This window comes from Suttonella indologenes, from assembly GCF_900460215.1.
GTDB lineage: Bacteria > Pseudomonadota > Gammaproteobacteria > Cardiobacteriales > Cardiobacteriaceae > Suttonella > Suttonella indologenes.
The window spans coordinates 1,572,004-1,586,804 of sequence record NZ_UHIA01000004.1; the positions used below are offsets into that span (position 1 = coordinate 1,572,004).

12 protein-coding genes and 1 pseudogene are annotated in these 14,801 nt (G+C 47.2%); 5 read left to right on the forward strand and 8 right to left on the reverse strand.

Features of this window, described 5'->3' with window-relative positions; genetic code table 11:
- From DYC63_RS11720 to ruvX, 5 genes are all read right to left on the reverse strand, one after another.
- Positions 1-1,305 carry a methyl-accepting chemotaxis protein gene (locus DYC63_RS11720; protein WP_245888195.1) on the reverse strand — a complete coding sequence of 435 codons (1,305 nt, stop codon included), beginning with the start codon at positions 1,303-1,305 and terminating at the stop codon, positions 1-3.
- 13 nt (positions 1,306-1,318) lie between these two features.
- Positions 1,319-1,852, reverse strand: a complete 534-nt coding sequence (locus tag DYC63_RS11725; RefSeq protein WP_115219366.1) for a chemotaxis protein CheW — start codon at positions 1,850-1,852, stop codon at positions 1,319-1,321.
- On the reverse strand, positions 1,849-2,214 hold the full coding sequence (locus DYC63_RS11730) for a response regulator (RefSeq protein ID WP_115219367.1): 366 nt from the start codon (positions 2,212-2,214) through the stop codon (positions 1,849-1,851). The genes DYC63_RS11725 and DYC63_RS11730 overlap by 4 nt, the downstream gene beginning before the upstream one ends.
- Before the next feature lie 13 nt (positions 2,215-2,227).
- Positions 2,228-2,611 (reverse strand): response regulator, encoded by a 384-nt coding sequence (locus tag DYC63_RS11735; protein ID WP_115219368.1) that lies wholly within the window; start codon positions 2,609-2,611, stop codon positions 2,228-2,230.
- A gap of 69 nt (positions 2,612-2,680) precedes the next feature.
- On the reverse strand, positions 2,681-3,085 hold the full coding sequence (gene ruvX / locus DYC63_RS11740; RefSeq protein ID WP_115219534.1) for a Holliday junction resolvase RuvX: 405 nt from the start codon (positions 3,083-3,085) through the stop codon (positions 2,681-2,683).
- An 89-nt stretch (positions 3,086-3,174) separates the two neighbouring features.
- On the opposite strand from ruvX, the gene trxB reads away from it, so the two are divergent.
- The gene (trxB, locus tag DYC63_RS11745) at positions 3,175-4,122 is read left to right on the forward strand and encodes a thioredoxin-disulfide reductase (RefSeq protein ID WP_115219369.1); all 948 of its coding nucleotides are present in this window, start codon (positions 3,175-3,177) and stop codon (positions 4,120-4,122) included.
- A gap of 21 nt (positions 4,123-4,143) precedes the next feature.
- A complete protein-coding gene (gene lpdA / locus DYC63_RS11750) occupies positions 4,144-5,892 on the forward strand; it encodes a dihydrolipoyl dehydrogenase (RefSeq protein WP_115219370.1) in 1,749 nt (582 codons plus the stop codon).
- 388 nt (positions 5,893-6,280) lie between these two features.
- Here the strand turns inward: lpdA and DYC63_RS11760 are convergent.
- Both DYC63_RS11760 and glpT read right to left on the reverse strand, forming a co-directional pair.
- Positions 6,281-7,171: pseudogene (locus DYC63_RS11760) on the reverse strand (IS256 family transposase, variant Zn-binding type); the annotation flags it as partial.
- Positions 7,172-7,800: 629 nt separating this feature from the next.
- Positions 7,801-9,264, reverse strand: a complete 1,464-nt coding sequence (gene glpT / locus DYC63_RS11770; protein ID WP_115219372.1) for a glycerol-3-phosphate transporter — start codon at positions 9,262-9,264, stop codon at positions 7,801-7,803.
- A 180-nt stretch (positions 9,265-9,444) separates the two neighbouring features.
- Between glpT and DYC63_RS11775 the strand changes: the two genes are divergently transcribed.
- The gene (locus DYC63_RS11775; RefSeq protein ID WP_115219373.1) at positions 9,445-10,122 is read left to right on the forward strand and encodes a thiamine diphosphokinase; all 678 of its coding nucleotides are present in this window, start codon (positions 9,445-9,447) and stop codon (positions 10,120-10,122) included.
- On the opposite strand, the gene brnQ is transcribed toward DYC63_RS11775, so the two are convergent.
- On the reverse strand, positions 10,076-11,410 hold the full coding sequence (brnQ, locus tag DYC63_RS11780) for a branched-chain amino acid transport system II carrier protein (RefSeq protein ID WP_115219374.1): 1,335 nt from the start codon (positions 11,408-11,410) through the stop codon (positions 10,076-10,078). The genes DYC63_RS11775 and brnQ overlap by 47 nt on opposite strands.
- A gap of 304 nt (positions 11,411-11,714) precedes the next feature.
- Between brnQ and DYC63_RS11785 the strand changes: the two genes are divergently transcribed.
- Both DYC63_RS11785 and glpK read left to right on the forward strand, forming a co-directional pair.
- Positions 11,715-13,280 carry a glycerol-3-phosphate dehydrogenase/oxidase gene (locus tag DYC63_RS11785; RefSeq protein WP_115219375.1) on the forward strand — a complete coding sequence of 522 codons (1,566 nt, stop codon included), beginning with the start codon at positions 11,715-11,717 and terminating at the stop codon, positions 13,278-13,280.
- A 25-nt stretch (positions 13,281-13,305) separates the two neighbouring features.
- On the forward strand, positions 13,306-14,799 hold the full coding sequence (glpK, locus tag DYC63_RS11790) for a glycerol kinase GlpK (protein WP_115219376.1): 1,494 nt from the start codon (positions 13,306-13,308) through the stop codon (positions 14,797-14,799).
- The last annotated feature ends 2 nt before the right edge of the window (positions 14,800-14,801 follow it).

A 14,801-nucleotide genomic window follows, 5' to 3' on the forward strand; every position in this document is an offset into this window, starting at 1 on the left:
TTAATAACCTTGCGGCAATTTGAATCCGGAAACAGAGGTTTCCAAATCTTCGGACAATCGACTTAAATTCGTAATCGCATTAGAAGTTTTTAATACGTTTGCTGAAGTGACGGTCGCCATCGCATTAATCTCATGCATATCGTCAGACACGCCTTCAGCCATACGCGATACTTTACGCGTAGAATCAGAAACTTTTTCAATCATACCGGCAAGCGATGTGGATACATCTTGAATTTTATTCAAAGAAGAACCTGCCTCTTCCGCAATATTGGCGCCCGATACTACTTCGCGAGTAGATTTTTCCATCGATGCCACGGCTTCATTCGTATCCGTCTGAATGGTTTTTACCAAAGACTCGATTCGTTTGGTCGCATTCGACGAACGTTCCGCCAGACGCTGAACCTCGTCGGCAACAACCGCAAAGCCGCGCCCCGCCTCACCGGCAGTGGTTGCCTGAATAGCGGCATTCAATGCCAAAATACTGGTTTGATCGGCAATGCCTTTAATAATTTCAACGATATTTCCGATTTCTTGCGAACTTTCACCCAAACGTTTAATACGTTTAGATGTTTCTTGAATATTTTCTCGAATCAGATTCATGCCGTTGATAGTGTCGTTTACACGACGCGCACCTTCTTGGGCGATATTTACCGAGTTACGTGCGATTTCCGCAGAATCTGTTGAACTGGAAGCAACATGGTCAAGAGAATGTACCATGTTGGCAATAACGTCTGTAATGGAATTGATTTTATCTGCTTGACGAATAGAAGACGCCTGCATTTCTTCTGCGATTTGTTTCGTACCGACTGTCGCATCGGCTACACGCGTTGAAGTACGGTTAATCGTACCTACTAACTCGCGCATCGATTCAATCGCATAGTTTACCGAATCGGCAATTGAGCCTGTAATATCTTCGGTTACCAAAGCCTCAACCGTCAAATCACCATTTGAGAACTCGGACAATTCATTCATCAAACGCAAAATAGCTTCTTGACCCTGCTCCGCTTTTCTTTCCTGCTCTGCAATAGTTGCTTTTGCTTCACTATAATCTTTCAATACGCTACCTGCCCACAACAAAGCACAAGCGATATAAAGAGCAACCAATCCTATTACTAAATATTTTATTTTATCCGTACTTAATTCAACCGCGCCGAATAATGAAAATGGCGCTTCTGCATTCCCCATCAATAAACCGAGAATTGTTGCCAAGGTCGCAATCGCGGTCACCGCCAACAATGCCAATACTAAAGAAGAAACAGCACTCGATTTACTTGCTGTTTTATTTGTTTTACGATTTTTTACCATAATTATTTCTGCCTTATTGTATGCTTTGAACAAATGCGGTATCTGCAACAAGATTTGCTAAATTAATCCGCATCCAATCCTTTTCTTCCATATGCGCATGCCCATCAATCCATCCATATTGAGATTGCAATAAGCCGATTTCGCAAGAACGAATTCCATAAACGTGGTCTACTTTTAAGATATATCCCTGTCCGACATCGCGTAATAAAATGAAGTTTTTTATTTGCTGTCTGCCTGTTGTCGGACGCGATTTTTTACCTAAAAATCGTCCGAAATCCACGACAGAATACACTTCGCTGCGATGACTGGTCAGCCCTAATAGCCAATTAGGGCTAAAAGGCAAAGGCGTAATATTGCCTACATCAGTCGCCACTTCCAATACTTGCGTCATTCCTATCAAATAATAGTCGTCGCTAACATTAAATGCCAAATAACCGTCCGTATAATCGCCATGATTAACGCGCATTTCACGCCGTTCACGGCTCATCTCGGCATAATGAAGCAAGGTCTGAAATGGTGACGCATCCGCTTGCACATCGGCACTCATACTAATAACTCTTCGATTGCGGCTAATAATACTTCTTTCGTTGGCGGCTTAATCATGTATTTGCTGGCGCCGTTTTTCATTCCCCAATATTCATCCGAGGTTTGGTCTTTTGTAGTTAACATCAAAATTGGAATATGTTGGGTTTGCGGATTTTTAGTTAATTTTCGTGTGGCTTGGAAGCCGCTCATGCCGGGCATTACCACATCCATCAAAATCAATTGCGGCTGCTGATTAATCGCTGTTTCGATACCAATAGTCGCATTTTCAGACCACAAAACGCGATAACCTGCTTGCTCAAGAATTTTCTTAACAATACCTGCTTCTGTTGGCGAATCATCTATGACTAAAATAGTTGCGCTCATCTTTTATCCTTAATTAACTTTTAACATGTTTTTGAATTGCGCCTAATAATTCATCGCGCGAAAAGGGTTTGGTCATAAAGTAATCAGAACCTACGATTTTTCCGCGCGCCTTATCAAACACACTATCCTTACTTGACAACATAATGACTGGCGTCGTCTTAAAATCCGGATTGCTTTTGATGACTGAGCAAACCTGATAACCGTCCAAACGCGGCATCATGATATCGAGAAAAACAATACTTGGCTTAAATGCGATAATCTTTGATAATGCCGCAAAACCATCTTCAGCAGTTGCCACCGTAAAGCCTTCCTTGCCTAAAATAGCTTCCGCTGTTTTACGAATCGTGCCGCTATCATCTACAATTAACACTTTGACATCACTATTGTTTCCAGCCACAACTACTCCTTATTATTCCTAACTGTGAACATATTCCAAAATCATTTGATAGCATAGCGCAAATACGCCCTAAATGCGATAAGAATTCTCTGCAAAATACGACTCCACCATGACCGCCGCCGCCGCGCTGTCATACTCCTCTCTTTTGCCGAAACGCTGCCGCGCTTCATGGCTGCTCAACATCTCATCGGCATAATGCACCGGCAATTGATATGCTTGGCGCAAAGCCTCGGCAATTCTTTCGATCTCGGCTTGCAAAGGATGCGCTTTGCCGTCTACCAAACGCGGCAAACCGATGACCACCGCATTAACCTTCCATTCCTTAATATAGGACTGAAAATGTGCCGCCTGCAGCGTTCGCACCGGTATTTTCAATAAGGCCAAAGGCTTTGCTAAACCGGTCATGCTTTGCCCGATTGCCAAACCCGTTTTACGCTGCCCGATATCGATACCTAAAACCCATGTAACTGTCATCATTCCCCCATTTTGTGCCGAAACCGCTATAATGCCTTGCTAACTATCGTTGAGCAAGTATCCGAACGGCTCGTAAACAAGGAAAAATCATGCAAAAACACCGCTTAATCATTATCGGTTCCGGCCCGGCCGGATACACGGCGGCGATTTACGCCGCGCGCGCAGGCTTGAATCCCGTCATTATTTCCGGATTGGAACCCGGCGGACAATTGACCACCACTACGGACGTCGATAACTGGCCGGGCGCTGCCCAAGGCATTCAAGGCCCTGTATTGATGGAACAAATGCTGGCGCATGCGCAGCGTTTCAACACACAAATCATCAATGACTACATTCAATCGGTCGATTTTTCCGCCCGCCCCTTTACTCTGAACGGCGAACGCGACAGCTATAGCGCCGAAGCCGTAATTATCGCCACCGGCGCCAGCGCCAAATATTTAGGACTGCCTTCTGAAACTGCTTTTAAAGGTCGCGGCGTATCCGCCTGTGCGACTTGCGACGGCTTTTTCTATCGCAAAAAACCCGTTCTCGTGGTCGGCGGCGGCAATACCGCAATTGAAGAAGCGCTTTATCTTGCCAATCTTGCCGAAAAAGTGACCCTCGTGCATCGCCGCGACAGCTTCCGCGCGGAAAAAATCATGATTGACGAACTCATGCAAAAAGTCGCCGAAGACAAAATCGCACTCAAACTCAACAGCCAATTAGAAGAAGTGCTGGGCGATCAGAGCGGGGTTACCGGCGCAAGATTAGTCAATAATAACGGTCAGCGCGAAGAGATTGCCGTTGACGGCATTTTTATTGCCATCGGGCATCAGCCCAATACCGGCATTTTTGCAGGACAGCTGGAAATGGATAACGGCTATCTGCGCGTACAAGGCGGCTCGCAGGGCAATGCGACCCAAACCAGCATCGCGGGCATTTTTGCCGCAGGCGACGTTGCCGATCAAATTTACCGTCAAGCGATTACCTCGGCGGCAAGCGGCTGCATGGCGGCGCTTGATGCCGAACGTTTCCTTGCCCACAATCCTCTTTCTTAATTTTCACACACAGGAGTTCCCATGGCTAACAGTCCTCTTATTATTCCTGACATTGGCGACTTTGATTCCGTTGATGTTATCGAAATTCTCGTGAAAGTCGGCGACACCGTCGCTCTTGACGACTCACTCATCGTGCTTGAATCGGATAAGGCTTCAATGGAAGTCCCGGCAACTGCGGCGGGTAAAATTACCAATCTGAGCGTCAAAGTCGGCGATAAAGTCAAAGCAGGTGATCAAATCGGCAGCGTTGAAAGCGCCGACGACACCGCTACTGCCCAACCGACTGAAACGCCTAGCGAAAAAACAGAACCAGCGGCGGCAAACTCCGCAGCCGACAGCCCTGCATCGAGCAAAGCCCCTGAAGGCGCAGTGGATTTAGTCGTCTTAGGTGCCGGTCCGGGCGGTTATTCCGCCGCTTTCCGCGCAGCGGATTTAGGCTTGAACGTTACCCTTATCGAGCGCTATTCCACCTTAGGCGGCGTATGCTTAAACGTAGGCTGCATTCCGTCCAAAGCCTTGTTACATGTTACCGAAGTCATGGAAGAAGCCGCCTCGCTTGCTAAAAGCGGCGTCCGCTTTGCCAAACCCGAAATCGATCTTGATGCCCTGCGCGCACATAAAGAAGGCGTGATCAAAAAACTCACCGGCGGATTGGCAGGCATGGCAAAAGCGCGCAAAGTCAATGTGATACAAGGCGAAGCGCGTTTTAGCGGCAGCCATGAATTCACTGTCAGCACCGCTGAAGGCGAGAAAAAAATTCAATTCAAACAGTGTATCATCGCTGCCGGCTCCGAAAGCGTCAAACTGCCTTTCATGCCCGAGGACCCGCGCGTGATTGACTCCACCGGCGCACTGAAACTGCAAGATGTACCCGCCAGAATGCTGGTTGTCGGCGGCGGCATCATCGGCTTGGAAATGGCGACCGTCTATCACGCCTTAGGCAGCAAAATTGACGTCGTAGAAATGATGGACGGACTGATGGCAGGAGCGGACAAAGACCTCGTCAAAGTCTGGCAAAAACGCAATCCGGATTTATTTGAAAACCTCATGCTCAAGACCAAAACCGTGGGTGCGGAAGCCAAAGCAGACGGCATTTACGTGCGCTTTGAAGGTGAAGGCGCGCCTGCCGAAGCGCAACGCTACGACCGCGTGCTGGTCGCCGTCGGACGCCGTCCGAACGGCAAAGCCCTCAATATCGAAGCGGCAGGCGTGAACGTGGACGAACGCGGCTTTATTCCCGTGGACAAACAAATGCGTACCAACCAGCCGCATATCTTCGCCATCGGCGATATCGTCGGACAACCCATGCTCGCCCATAAAGCCGTGCATGAAGCCCACGTTGCCGCCGAAGTCGCCGCCGGACACAAAGCCTTCTTCGACGCGCGCGTCATCCCCGGCGTTGCCTACACCTCTCCGGAAGTGGCATGGGTCGGCGTAACCGAAGCGAGTGCGAAAAACGACGGCATCGCGATTGAAAAAGCCGTCTTCCCTTGGGCGGCATCGGGACGCGCCATTGCCAACGGCTGCGAAGACGGCTTTACCAAGCTGATTGTCGATAAAAACAACGGTCGCGTCATCGGCGGCGGCATTGTCGGCCCGAATGCCGGCGATATGATCGGCGAAATCGCATTGGCGATTGAAATGAACGCCGTTCCTGCCGACATTGCCCTGACCATTCATCCGCACCCCACCTTGGGCGAAAGCATCGGACTAGCGGCAGAAGTCTTTGAAGGCAGTTGCACCGACCTTCCGCCGCAGAAAAAACGCTAAGAGCGTTTTCACACTCAAAAGCCCGCCACAGCGGGCTTTTTTGCTTATAATATAATCACCTATCCTAGCTCTAGCTCTAGCTCTAGCTCTAGCTCTAGCTCTAGCTCTAGCTCTAGCTCTAGCTCTAGCTCTAGCTCTAGCTCTAGCTCTAGCTCTAAAAAAGTGTCGCAAATTTATTCATCTGCTGCTATTATCGCCCTCCCTTTTATTTACATAAGAAAAATTGATGAACATGAAATCTATCAGCTGCGCGATTGCTTTGGCGATGACTACCCTGCCTAGCTTTGCCCAGGACAACAATTCTGAGAAATTGAGCAAAGGGACATTTTAGGTGCTGTTTTCGAGTTCTTTAGCCCTAAGGGACAAAATAGGTGCTATCTAGCGTTTTTTAAGCAAAATAATCTTTTATAAACTTAACCTTATTGTCCTTTCCCATGCCACAATGACAAGCTAAAAGTCTTTTCAGATCACCAAATTTTCCTTCAAGCAAATTGGTGGTTTTTGGCAGGTTTAACTCCGGATAATCTTCAAAGGTAAAAAGCCAATGCAGATTGCGCCTCAGACTGTTATAAGCACTTCTTAAACGTTTGTGCCTATAGTGTGATTTACCTGTTTCGGGATTTGAGCTACGTTCGTTGAGAAAGTCTTTATGCTGCTTATGCCAGTTATTCAAATGCTCTTCAAATGCCGCTTTGCTGCTGTTTTTTAGGCTTAAGGCAAGTTGTTTTAAATCTACTGCCGCTGCTGTTTGAGGTTTTCTTGTCAGATAACGGTTAATGGTTTTGACTTGGTGGAATTGACAAAGCTGTATGGGAATATCGGGAAATAATGAGGTTAATCCTCTTCTGCCATCGCAGATAATACTCTGAATATGTATTCCTTTTTCTTGTAGCTCTCGTATGGCTTGTCGATACAATGCATTGCTTTCTGATTTAACCTCGCTGACCGATAAGGCTTGTCGGCTGATGCTGTCATACAGCACCATCACACCAAATTTACGTCCAAAGTAGGTAGTATCCATGATGATATTGACTGATGAAAAATGCCGTTGTTCAGGCTCTCTAAGTTGGGCTTGTTTGAGATATCTAGCAATGGTTTTACGGCTGCAGGAAAAACGTTGGGCGAGCTCTTGCATGCTTTGTTTGCCGCTACTATAAAGTGTCCACAACTCTTGAGGGTTAAGACGCTTTTTGCTGCTAAAACGCTTACCGCATTGCCGGCATTTGTATCGTTGCTGATGATTTTGTCTGCCGTCTTTTTTGACCTGTTTTGAGCCACAGAAAAAGCATTTTTTGTGTTCAAAGCTTTTGACCTCGCTAAAAGCCTTACAGAATAAGGTTTTTCAAACTTTTTAGCACCTAAAATGTCCCTTTCCCCGAGAAATTAAATGCCTACATTGAATGCTATAGTCAATTCAGCTCAAATAAAGACACAGTTTTTATATGTTATCCCGTACAATAGTAAAGCTTGATATTTTTAGGTGTGCAACTTTGTTATGAATTGACTATATAATCAAAGAATTTAAAAAGAGTTACAGATTCGATTCACTTTGCCGCATTCACTGTACTGCCTGCTGCTCGCTACCTCGTACCATTTTTTCAATTCTTCAACTATACAACGCCGCTAATGAGCGCGCCATTCAAAGCATCAACCGCTATGAAAGCTGGGTAAAAGACATGGAAAAAGCTCTATAGTCAAAGAATTTAAAAAGAGTTACAGTTTTGACTCACTTTTCCGTACTTTCTCTAACGTATACAACTCGCCACTTTGTATCAGTTTTTCAATTCTTCGACTATATTTTGGGGTTTGGTGAGTATATTATAAATCAACTATACTTTTTCAGTTTCCCGCATCATAATGCAAAAAAGGGAAGCATATGCTTCCCTTTCTCTACTTATCTATCGAAGATTAGGGCTTAAGACGCTCACTTTCAGCGATACGCGCTTTATGTTTTCCTTCTTCAATCATGGTAATGAATAACAAGATAACGGCAAGAACACTACCTGCGATCATCACATAGAAACCGCCGTCCCAACCGTAATGTTCCGCTGCCCAACCGACTACGGCGGAAGCAGACACTGTACCGCCGAGATAGCCGAATAAACCGGTAAAGCCTGCTGCCGTACCTGCCGCTTTTTTAGGTGCCAGTTCCAGAGCATGCAAACCAATCAACATCACCGGACCATAAATAAGGAAACCGACGGTGGTCATGAGCAAGAAATCGGTAAATTGATAAGGGTTTTTATACCAAGGTAAATTGGCATATTCCGCCACCACATTACCCGCCGCATCAACCGGAGTTGCCGGATTAAGCCATAAAGCGATAACGGCAATCGTGGTTAAAATCATAAAGATAAAACCTGTCAAACCGCGCTTGCCTTTAAATACTTTATCCGATACCCAACCGCATAATAAGGTACCGGGAATGGCGGCTAATTCGTAGATACCGTAAGCATAGGCGGTGCCTTTGAAGTCAAAGTGTTTCTCTTCGCTGAGATAGGTCGGCGACCAAGAAAGAATGCCGTAGCGAATCAGATAAACGAAGACGTTAGCAACCGCAATGTACCACAGCAAACGGTTTTTCAGGACGTAGGTAACGAAAATATCTTTGGTTGAAAGTTCATGCTCATAGGTTTTTTCGTCATAATCGTCCGGATAATCGTTTTTGTATTCTTCAATCGGCGGCAATCCGCAAGATTGCGGCGTATCGCGCATCAAGAAGAAAATAAGAATGGCGATAACTGTTGCTGCCAAACCCGGATACCACAGGGCTTCGCGCCAAATATCTTTATGAGAGGCTTCTACACCGTGGGTTTGCGAGAAAATGAAACCTGCCAATAAAACCATCACACTAGGCATCAAACCGCCGACATTATGCGCACAGTTCCATACCGATACAATCGTACCACGCTCGGATTTTGACCACCAATGCACCATTGTGCGTCCGCAAGGCGGCCAGCCCATACCTTGGAACCAGCTGTTGATAAACAGCAATACAAAGATGATGAAGGCGCTAGAGGTCGCCCAAGGGAACAAGCCCATTGCCATCATAGTTAAGCCCGATAAGACCAAACCCAGCGATAAGAAAACCCGGGCATTGGCGCGGTCGGAAATGGATGCCATAAAGAATTTCGACAAACCATAGGCAAGACCGATTGCCGTGCCGATACCGCCTAATTCCGCCTTGGTATACATGCCTGCTTCAATCATACCCGGCATGGCAAGGTCGAAATTGCGGCGGACAAAATAATACGCCGCATAGCCGAAGAAAATCCCGGCAAATACCTGCCAACGCAGGCGGCGATAAGTGGGATCAATTTGTTCGGCAGGTAAGCGAGGCTTATGTTCTGCCGGTTTTAAAAAACCAATCATAATCACTCCTGAACAATAAAAAATAAAGATAGTTACCTTTTGGGCATAAGCAGTGTAAACTCTGCCGCGCACCTTATCAAATGTTTGTTACCGTTTTATTGCCAAATATCCGTATTTACATATTTTTTATTTTGTTTTATTTTGTTTTATTTTCTCCCTTTTCCACATGAAGTAACACAGATGCATAGAAAAAAAGTTTGGATTTTACTTGCCGGCGATTATAGCCCTGCCCCTATTGCGCCTGATAAAGAGGATTTTGTGATTGCTGTTGACGGCGGCATTGCATATGCCGAAACCTGCGCTTGGACTGTGGATTTGTGGATTGGCGATTTTGACAGCAGCGAAATAAACGCAAAGCGCAGCGCCATTGTGCGCAGCACATTCCCAAGCGATAAATCCCAAACCGATTTTGAATTGGCACTGGCATATGCGGACAAGCATTTTCCAAACAGTGTGCTCTATATCTTAGGCAGCGGCGGTGATGAAGCGGATCATGAATTTGCCAATTTATGGGTCTTGCCGCAAATTGCCGCACCTGCGATTCTCTGGCGCAACAATGCCACAATTGTGAAGGCACAGGGAAAAGTAAGTATTCAGTGGCAAGGCAGCGTGGGAGATAAGGTCAGCCTTTTTGCTTTTGATACTTTGCAGGCTTTGTCTTATCGGGGATTACGTTGGACGGTAGAAAACGCCACCGCAGAAGCGCATATTGCCGCCTTTGCACGCAATGAGATGCAGGCAGAGACGGCAGGCATGTCTTGGAACAGCGGTACGGCTTTAGTATTTTTAGCGCCGCTGTCCCTGCCGGAGATTAGCGATGATTGCGCGGAATCAGAGCAGAAATCACAAACACGATAAAGGCCGGCGGCAACCATGCCAGACCGTATTGGTACAAAGGCAGATTTTCGCTCAGCCATTGCTTCAGCACATCGCTAAAACCGAAACTGACCTGATAGCTATCCATTAAGGCAAATACCAAGGTGATAAACATGGTTAAGGCATACACATGTGTTTTGCCGGCAAATAATTTATCCAACAAAAGCAAGGCAACCAATACAATCGTTAAAGGATAGAGCAAGACCAATACCGGAATAGAAAAGGCGATAATTCCGTTCAAACCTTTGTTAGCCAAAATCAACGAGACCAAGGTGAATAAATAAGCGTATTGGCGATAGCTAAGGCGCGGATATAATTGCGTAAAATAGCTTGCGCAAGCGCTAATCAGACCGACAGCGGTCGTCAAACAAGCCAATAAGACAATGCTTGCCAAGACGATTTTTCCCGCCAAGCCGAAATAATGCTGCGTGACGGCAGCAAGGATTTGTGCGCCGTTTTTCATTTCCATGCCCAAATGCACGCTGGCGGCGCCAAGCAGACTGATAAAGTAATATACCATTGCCAAACAGAAGGCGGCAATCAAAGCAGCCTTAAAAGCCAATTGACTGACTAATAAGGAATCTTGCACATCGAATGCCTTAATCGCATTGATGACAATCACCACAAAGACCAATGCCGCCAAAGCATCCATGGTGTTATATCCCTCTAAAAAGCCTTTAACCATTGCTTGACTGGCATAGTCCGCCTGTGCCGCAGGCAGCACTGCTTCTTCTCCGCCTAAGGGTGAGATAATTGCCGCGGCAATCAGGCCGGCAATCGCTAATAACAGCAGAGGCGTCAAGATTTTGCCGATACGATCGACCAATTTGCTCGGGCTTAATGCCAAAAAGCAGGCAATGCCGAAAAATACCGCACTGCTGCAAAACAGCAAAACCGCTTTTGTTGTGTCGCTTGCCTCGCCGATAAAGGGCATGATGCCGATTTCATAAGACACCGTTGCGGTGCGCGGAATAGCGAATAAAGGACCGATGGATAAATACAAAGCCACCGTAAAAGCTACTCCGAAAATCGGATGCACCCGCCCTGCCAGTTTTTCCAATTCATATTCGCCGCTTTGCACAACTGCGACAATGGCTAAGAGCGGCAAGCCCACGCCCGTGATTAAAAAGCCTAAAATTGCAGACTGCACTTGTTCGCCGGCCTGTAAACCTAAAAAAGGCGGAAAAATCAGATTGGCAGCGCCAAAAAACAAAGCAAATAGCATTAAGCCCAGTGCCAATACCGGCACTCTTTTTTTCTGATAAGACATTCTCTAAAGCTCCTTGGTGTCTAAACGAATCCGCATCATACCGCTTAACTTACCTATATGTCATCTTTGGCGAATAAAATCACTGCTGTCCTCTTTATACGGTGCAAGTTACTTTATACGGTACAAGCTACCCAACTCTAAGCTTTATGAATACGATTTCTAAAAAATCACATAAAATTTGCGGAATTTCCCACTTAAAATTGCTAAAAAACACCGTTATTTATCAATTTCATGACATATTTATCTTGTCAAAAAAATCATGCAAGTGCTACATTCTGCATTTTCGAACATGAGGAGCAGTAATATGCACAGAGCAGCTGGAATAGAAAAATTATCCACCCAAGAAGAATGGGATCTGATTATTATCGGCGGCGGTGCAACAGGACTGGGCGCGGCGCTTGATGCGGCAAGCCGCGGTTACGCCACGCTATTATTGGAAGCCAAAGATTTTGCCAAAGGCACTTCCAGCCGTTCGACCAAATTGGTACACGGCGGCGTGCGTTATTTGGCACAAGGCGATGTGGCATTGGTACGCGAGGCTTTGCGCGAACGCGGACGTCTTGCTAAAAACGCACCGCATTTGTTTAAAAACCAAGCCTTTATTATCCCCGGCGAACAATGGTGGACCGCGCCCTATTACACCTTCGGCTTATGGCTTTATGACCGCTTATCCGGCAAACTCAGTATTGGCAAAACGCGCTATCTGTCTGAACAAGAATCACGCCGACGTTTAAACGGCGTTAAAGAAGAAAAACTGCGCGCCGGCGTATGCTATTACGACGGTCAATTCGACGATGCGCGTTTGGCTTTGACTTTGGCGCAAACTGCCATCGATAAAGGCGCGACCGTACTCAATTATTGCGCGGTTACGGCTTTGGAGAAAAATGCGGAAGGCAAAATTTGCGGACTGAGCTGCAAAGACGCTATCAGTGGCACGGAATACAATTTGAAAGCCAAAGCCATCATCAATGCCACAGGCGTTTTTGCCAATGACATCATTGCGATGGACGAACCCGGCGAAAAAGCGCGTATTGTGCCTAGTCAAGGCGTACATATCGTTATCGACGGCGATTTCCTGCCCGGCGAGGATGCTTTGATGGTACCGAAAACCAGCGACGGGCGCGTCTTGTTCGCTGTACCTTGGCATGGCAAATTAGTGGTCGGTACTACCGATACCTTGATTAAAGACGTGCATTACGAGCCTAAGCCCTTGGAAGAAGAGATTGAATTCATTCTCAAAACCGCCAAAGATTACCTCAAACGCGCACCGACGCGCGCCGATGTGCGCAGCATTTTCGTCGGACTGCGTCCGCTTGCCGCGCCGAAAGAAGAGGGCAAATCCACTAAAGAAGTCTCGCGCAGCCATAAAGTCGAGGTCAGCAATTCCGGTTTGGTACATATCTTCGGCGGCAAATGGACAACTTACCGCCAAATGGCCGAAGATACCGTCGATGCTGCGATTAATGCCGGCTTATTGCCGCAGAAAGCCTGTCAAACGGTGGATATGGCATTGCATGGCAGCCTCAGCGGCGCGCATTTAGACGACAGCCATATGGCGGTTTATGGTTCGGATGCGGAAAAAATTAATGCTTTAGCTGTACAAGACAGTCAATTGGCAGAGAAAATTCACGCTAACTATCCTTATACTTTGGCGCAAGTGGCTTGGGCGATTGAGCATGAACTGGCGCTGACACTGGAAGACGTATTGGCGCGCCGTATCCGTTTATTATTCTTAGACGCCCGCGCTGCCGGCGAAGCGGCACAGAAAGTCGCAGAATTTATGGCGACGCGTCTGAATTGGGACAGCGTTCGCCTAAATAGCGAGATTGAGAGCTTCAAATCCTTAGTCGCGCAATATACTTTGTCATAAATCATAGAGAAACAGGAGATTAGACATGACAAAATACGTGATTGCCCTTGACCAAGGCACCACTTCTTCGCGTGCGATTATATTTAATCACCAAGGAGAAATCGTAAACGTTGCACAAAAAGATTTCACGCAGCATTTTCCGGAGCCGGGCTGGGTAGAACATAACCCCGAGGCGATTTGGAGTACGCAGCTTTCCGTCATGCAGGAAGCGATTGCCAAAGCGCGGGTGCGTGAAGATGAAATCGCGGCGGTGGGGATTACCAACCAACGCGAAACCACGATGATTTGGGACAGAAAAACCGGCGAACCGATTGCGCGCGCGATTGTCTGGCAAGACCGCCGCACCGCGCGCTATTGCGACAGCTTGAAAGAAGAACACGGAGAGTTCATCCGCAAAAAAACAGGATTGGTCATCGATGCCTATTTCTCCGCCAGCAAAGTGCGTTGGCTTTTGGATAATGTCGAAGGCGCGCGCGAGAAAGCGGAAAAAGGCGAATTGGCATTCGGCACGGTGGACAGCTGGCTGGTATGGCGTTTGACCGAAGGCAAAGTGCATGTAACCGACCCGAGTAATGCCAGCCGTACCATGTTGTTCAACATTCACACCATGCAATGGGATGATGAATTGCTCGAACTCTTCCAAGTGCCTAAATCGCTGCTACCGGAAGTCAAATCTTCCAGCGAAATTTACGGCTATGTCGATAGTCGCTACATTCTGGGCGGCAAAGTGCCGATTGCAGGGATTGCCGGCGACCAACAAGCGGCTTTATTCGGACAAATGTGTACCAAAAAAGGCATGGTCAAAAACACCTACGGCACCGGCTGCTTCTTGCTGATGAATACCGGTGAGGAAGTGGTGGAATCGAAAAACAATCTGCTTTCGACCGTTGCTTGGAAAATCGGCGATAAAATCACTTATGCGCTGGAAGGCGGCGTATTCGTAGGTGGAGCGGCCATTCAATGGGTGCGCGACGGCTTGCGTGCCATCCGTACCTCCGATGCGATTAACAGCTTGGCGGCAACCGTTGAAGACAACGGCGGCGTCTATTTCGTACCTTGCTTGGCGGGCATGGGCGCACCTTATTGGGATCAATACGCGCGCGGCACCATCATCGGCATCACGCGCGGCACCACCGACGCCCACATCGCACGCGCGACCTTAGAAGGCATTGCTCTGCAAGTGCATGACATCGTGCGGGCAATGGAAAAAGACATTGGTCAGGAAACCCAAGAATTCCGTGTTGACGGCGGCGCATCTGCCAGTGATTTGCTCATGCAAATTCAAGCCGATGTCTTCCAATTCGATATTATTCGTCCGAAAGTATTGGAAACCACTGCTTTAGGAGCCGCCTATTTGGCAGGTTTGGCAGTCGGTTTCTGGAACAGTACCGAAGAAATCAGCGACCAATGGCAGCGAGATCGCAGTTTCAGTCCTGAGATGGAAAAAGAAAAACTGGAAAAAATCTTGCGCTATTGGAACAAAGCAGTGAAAGCGGCACAACAGTGGGTTGAGGAGTAAGC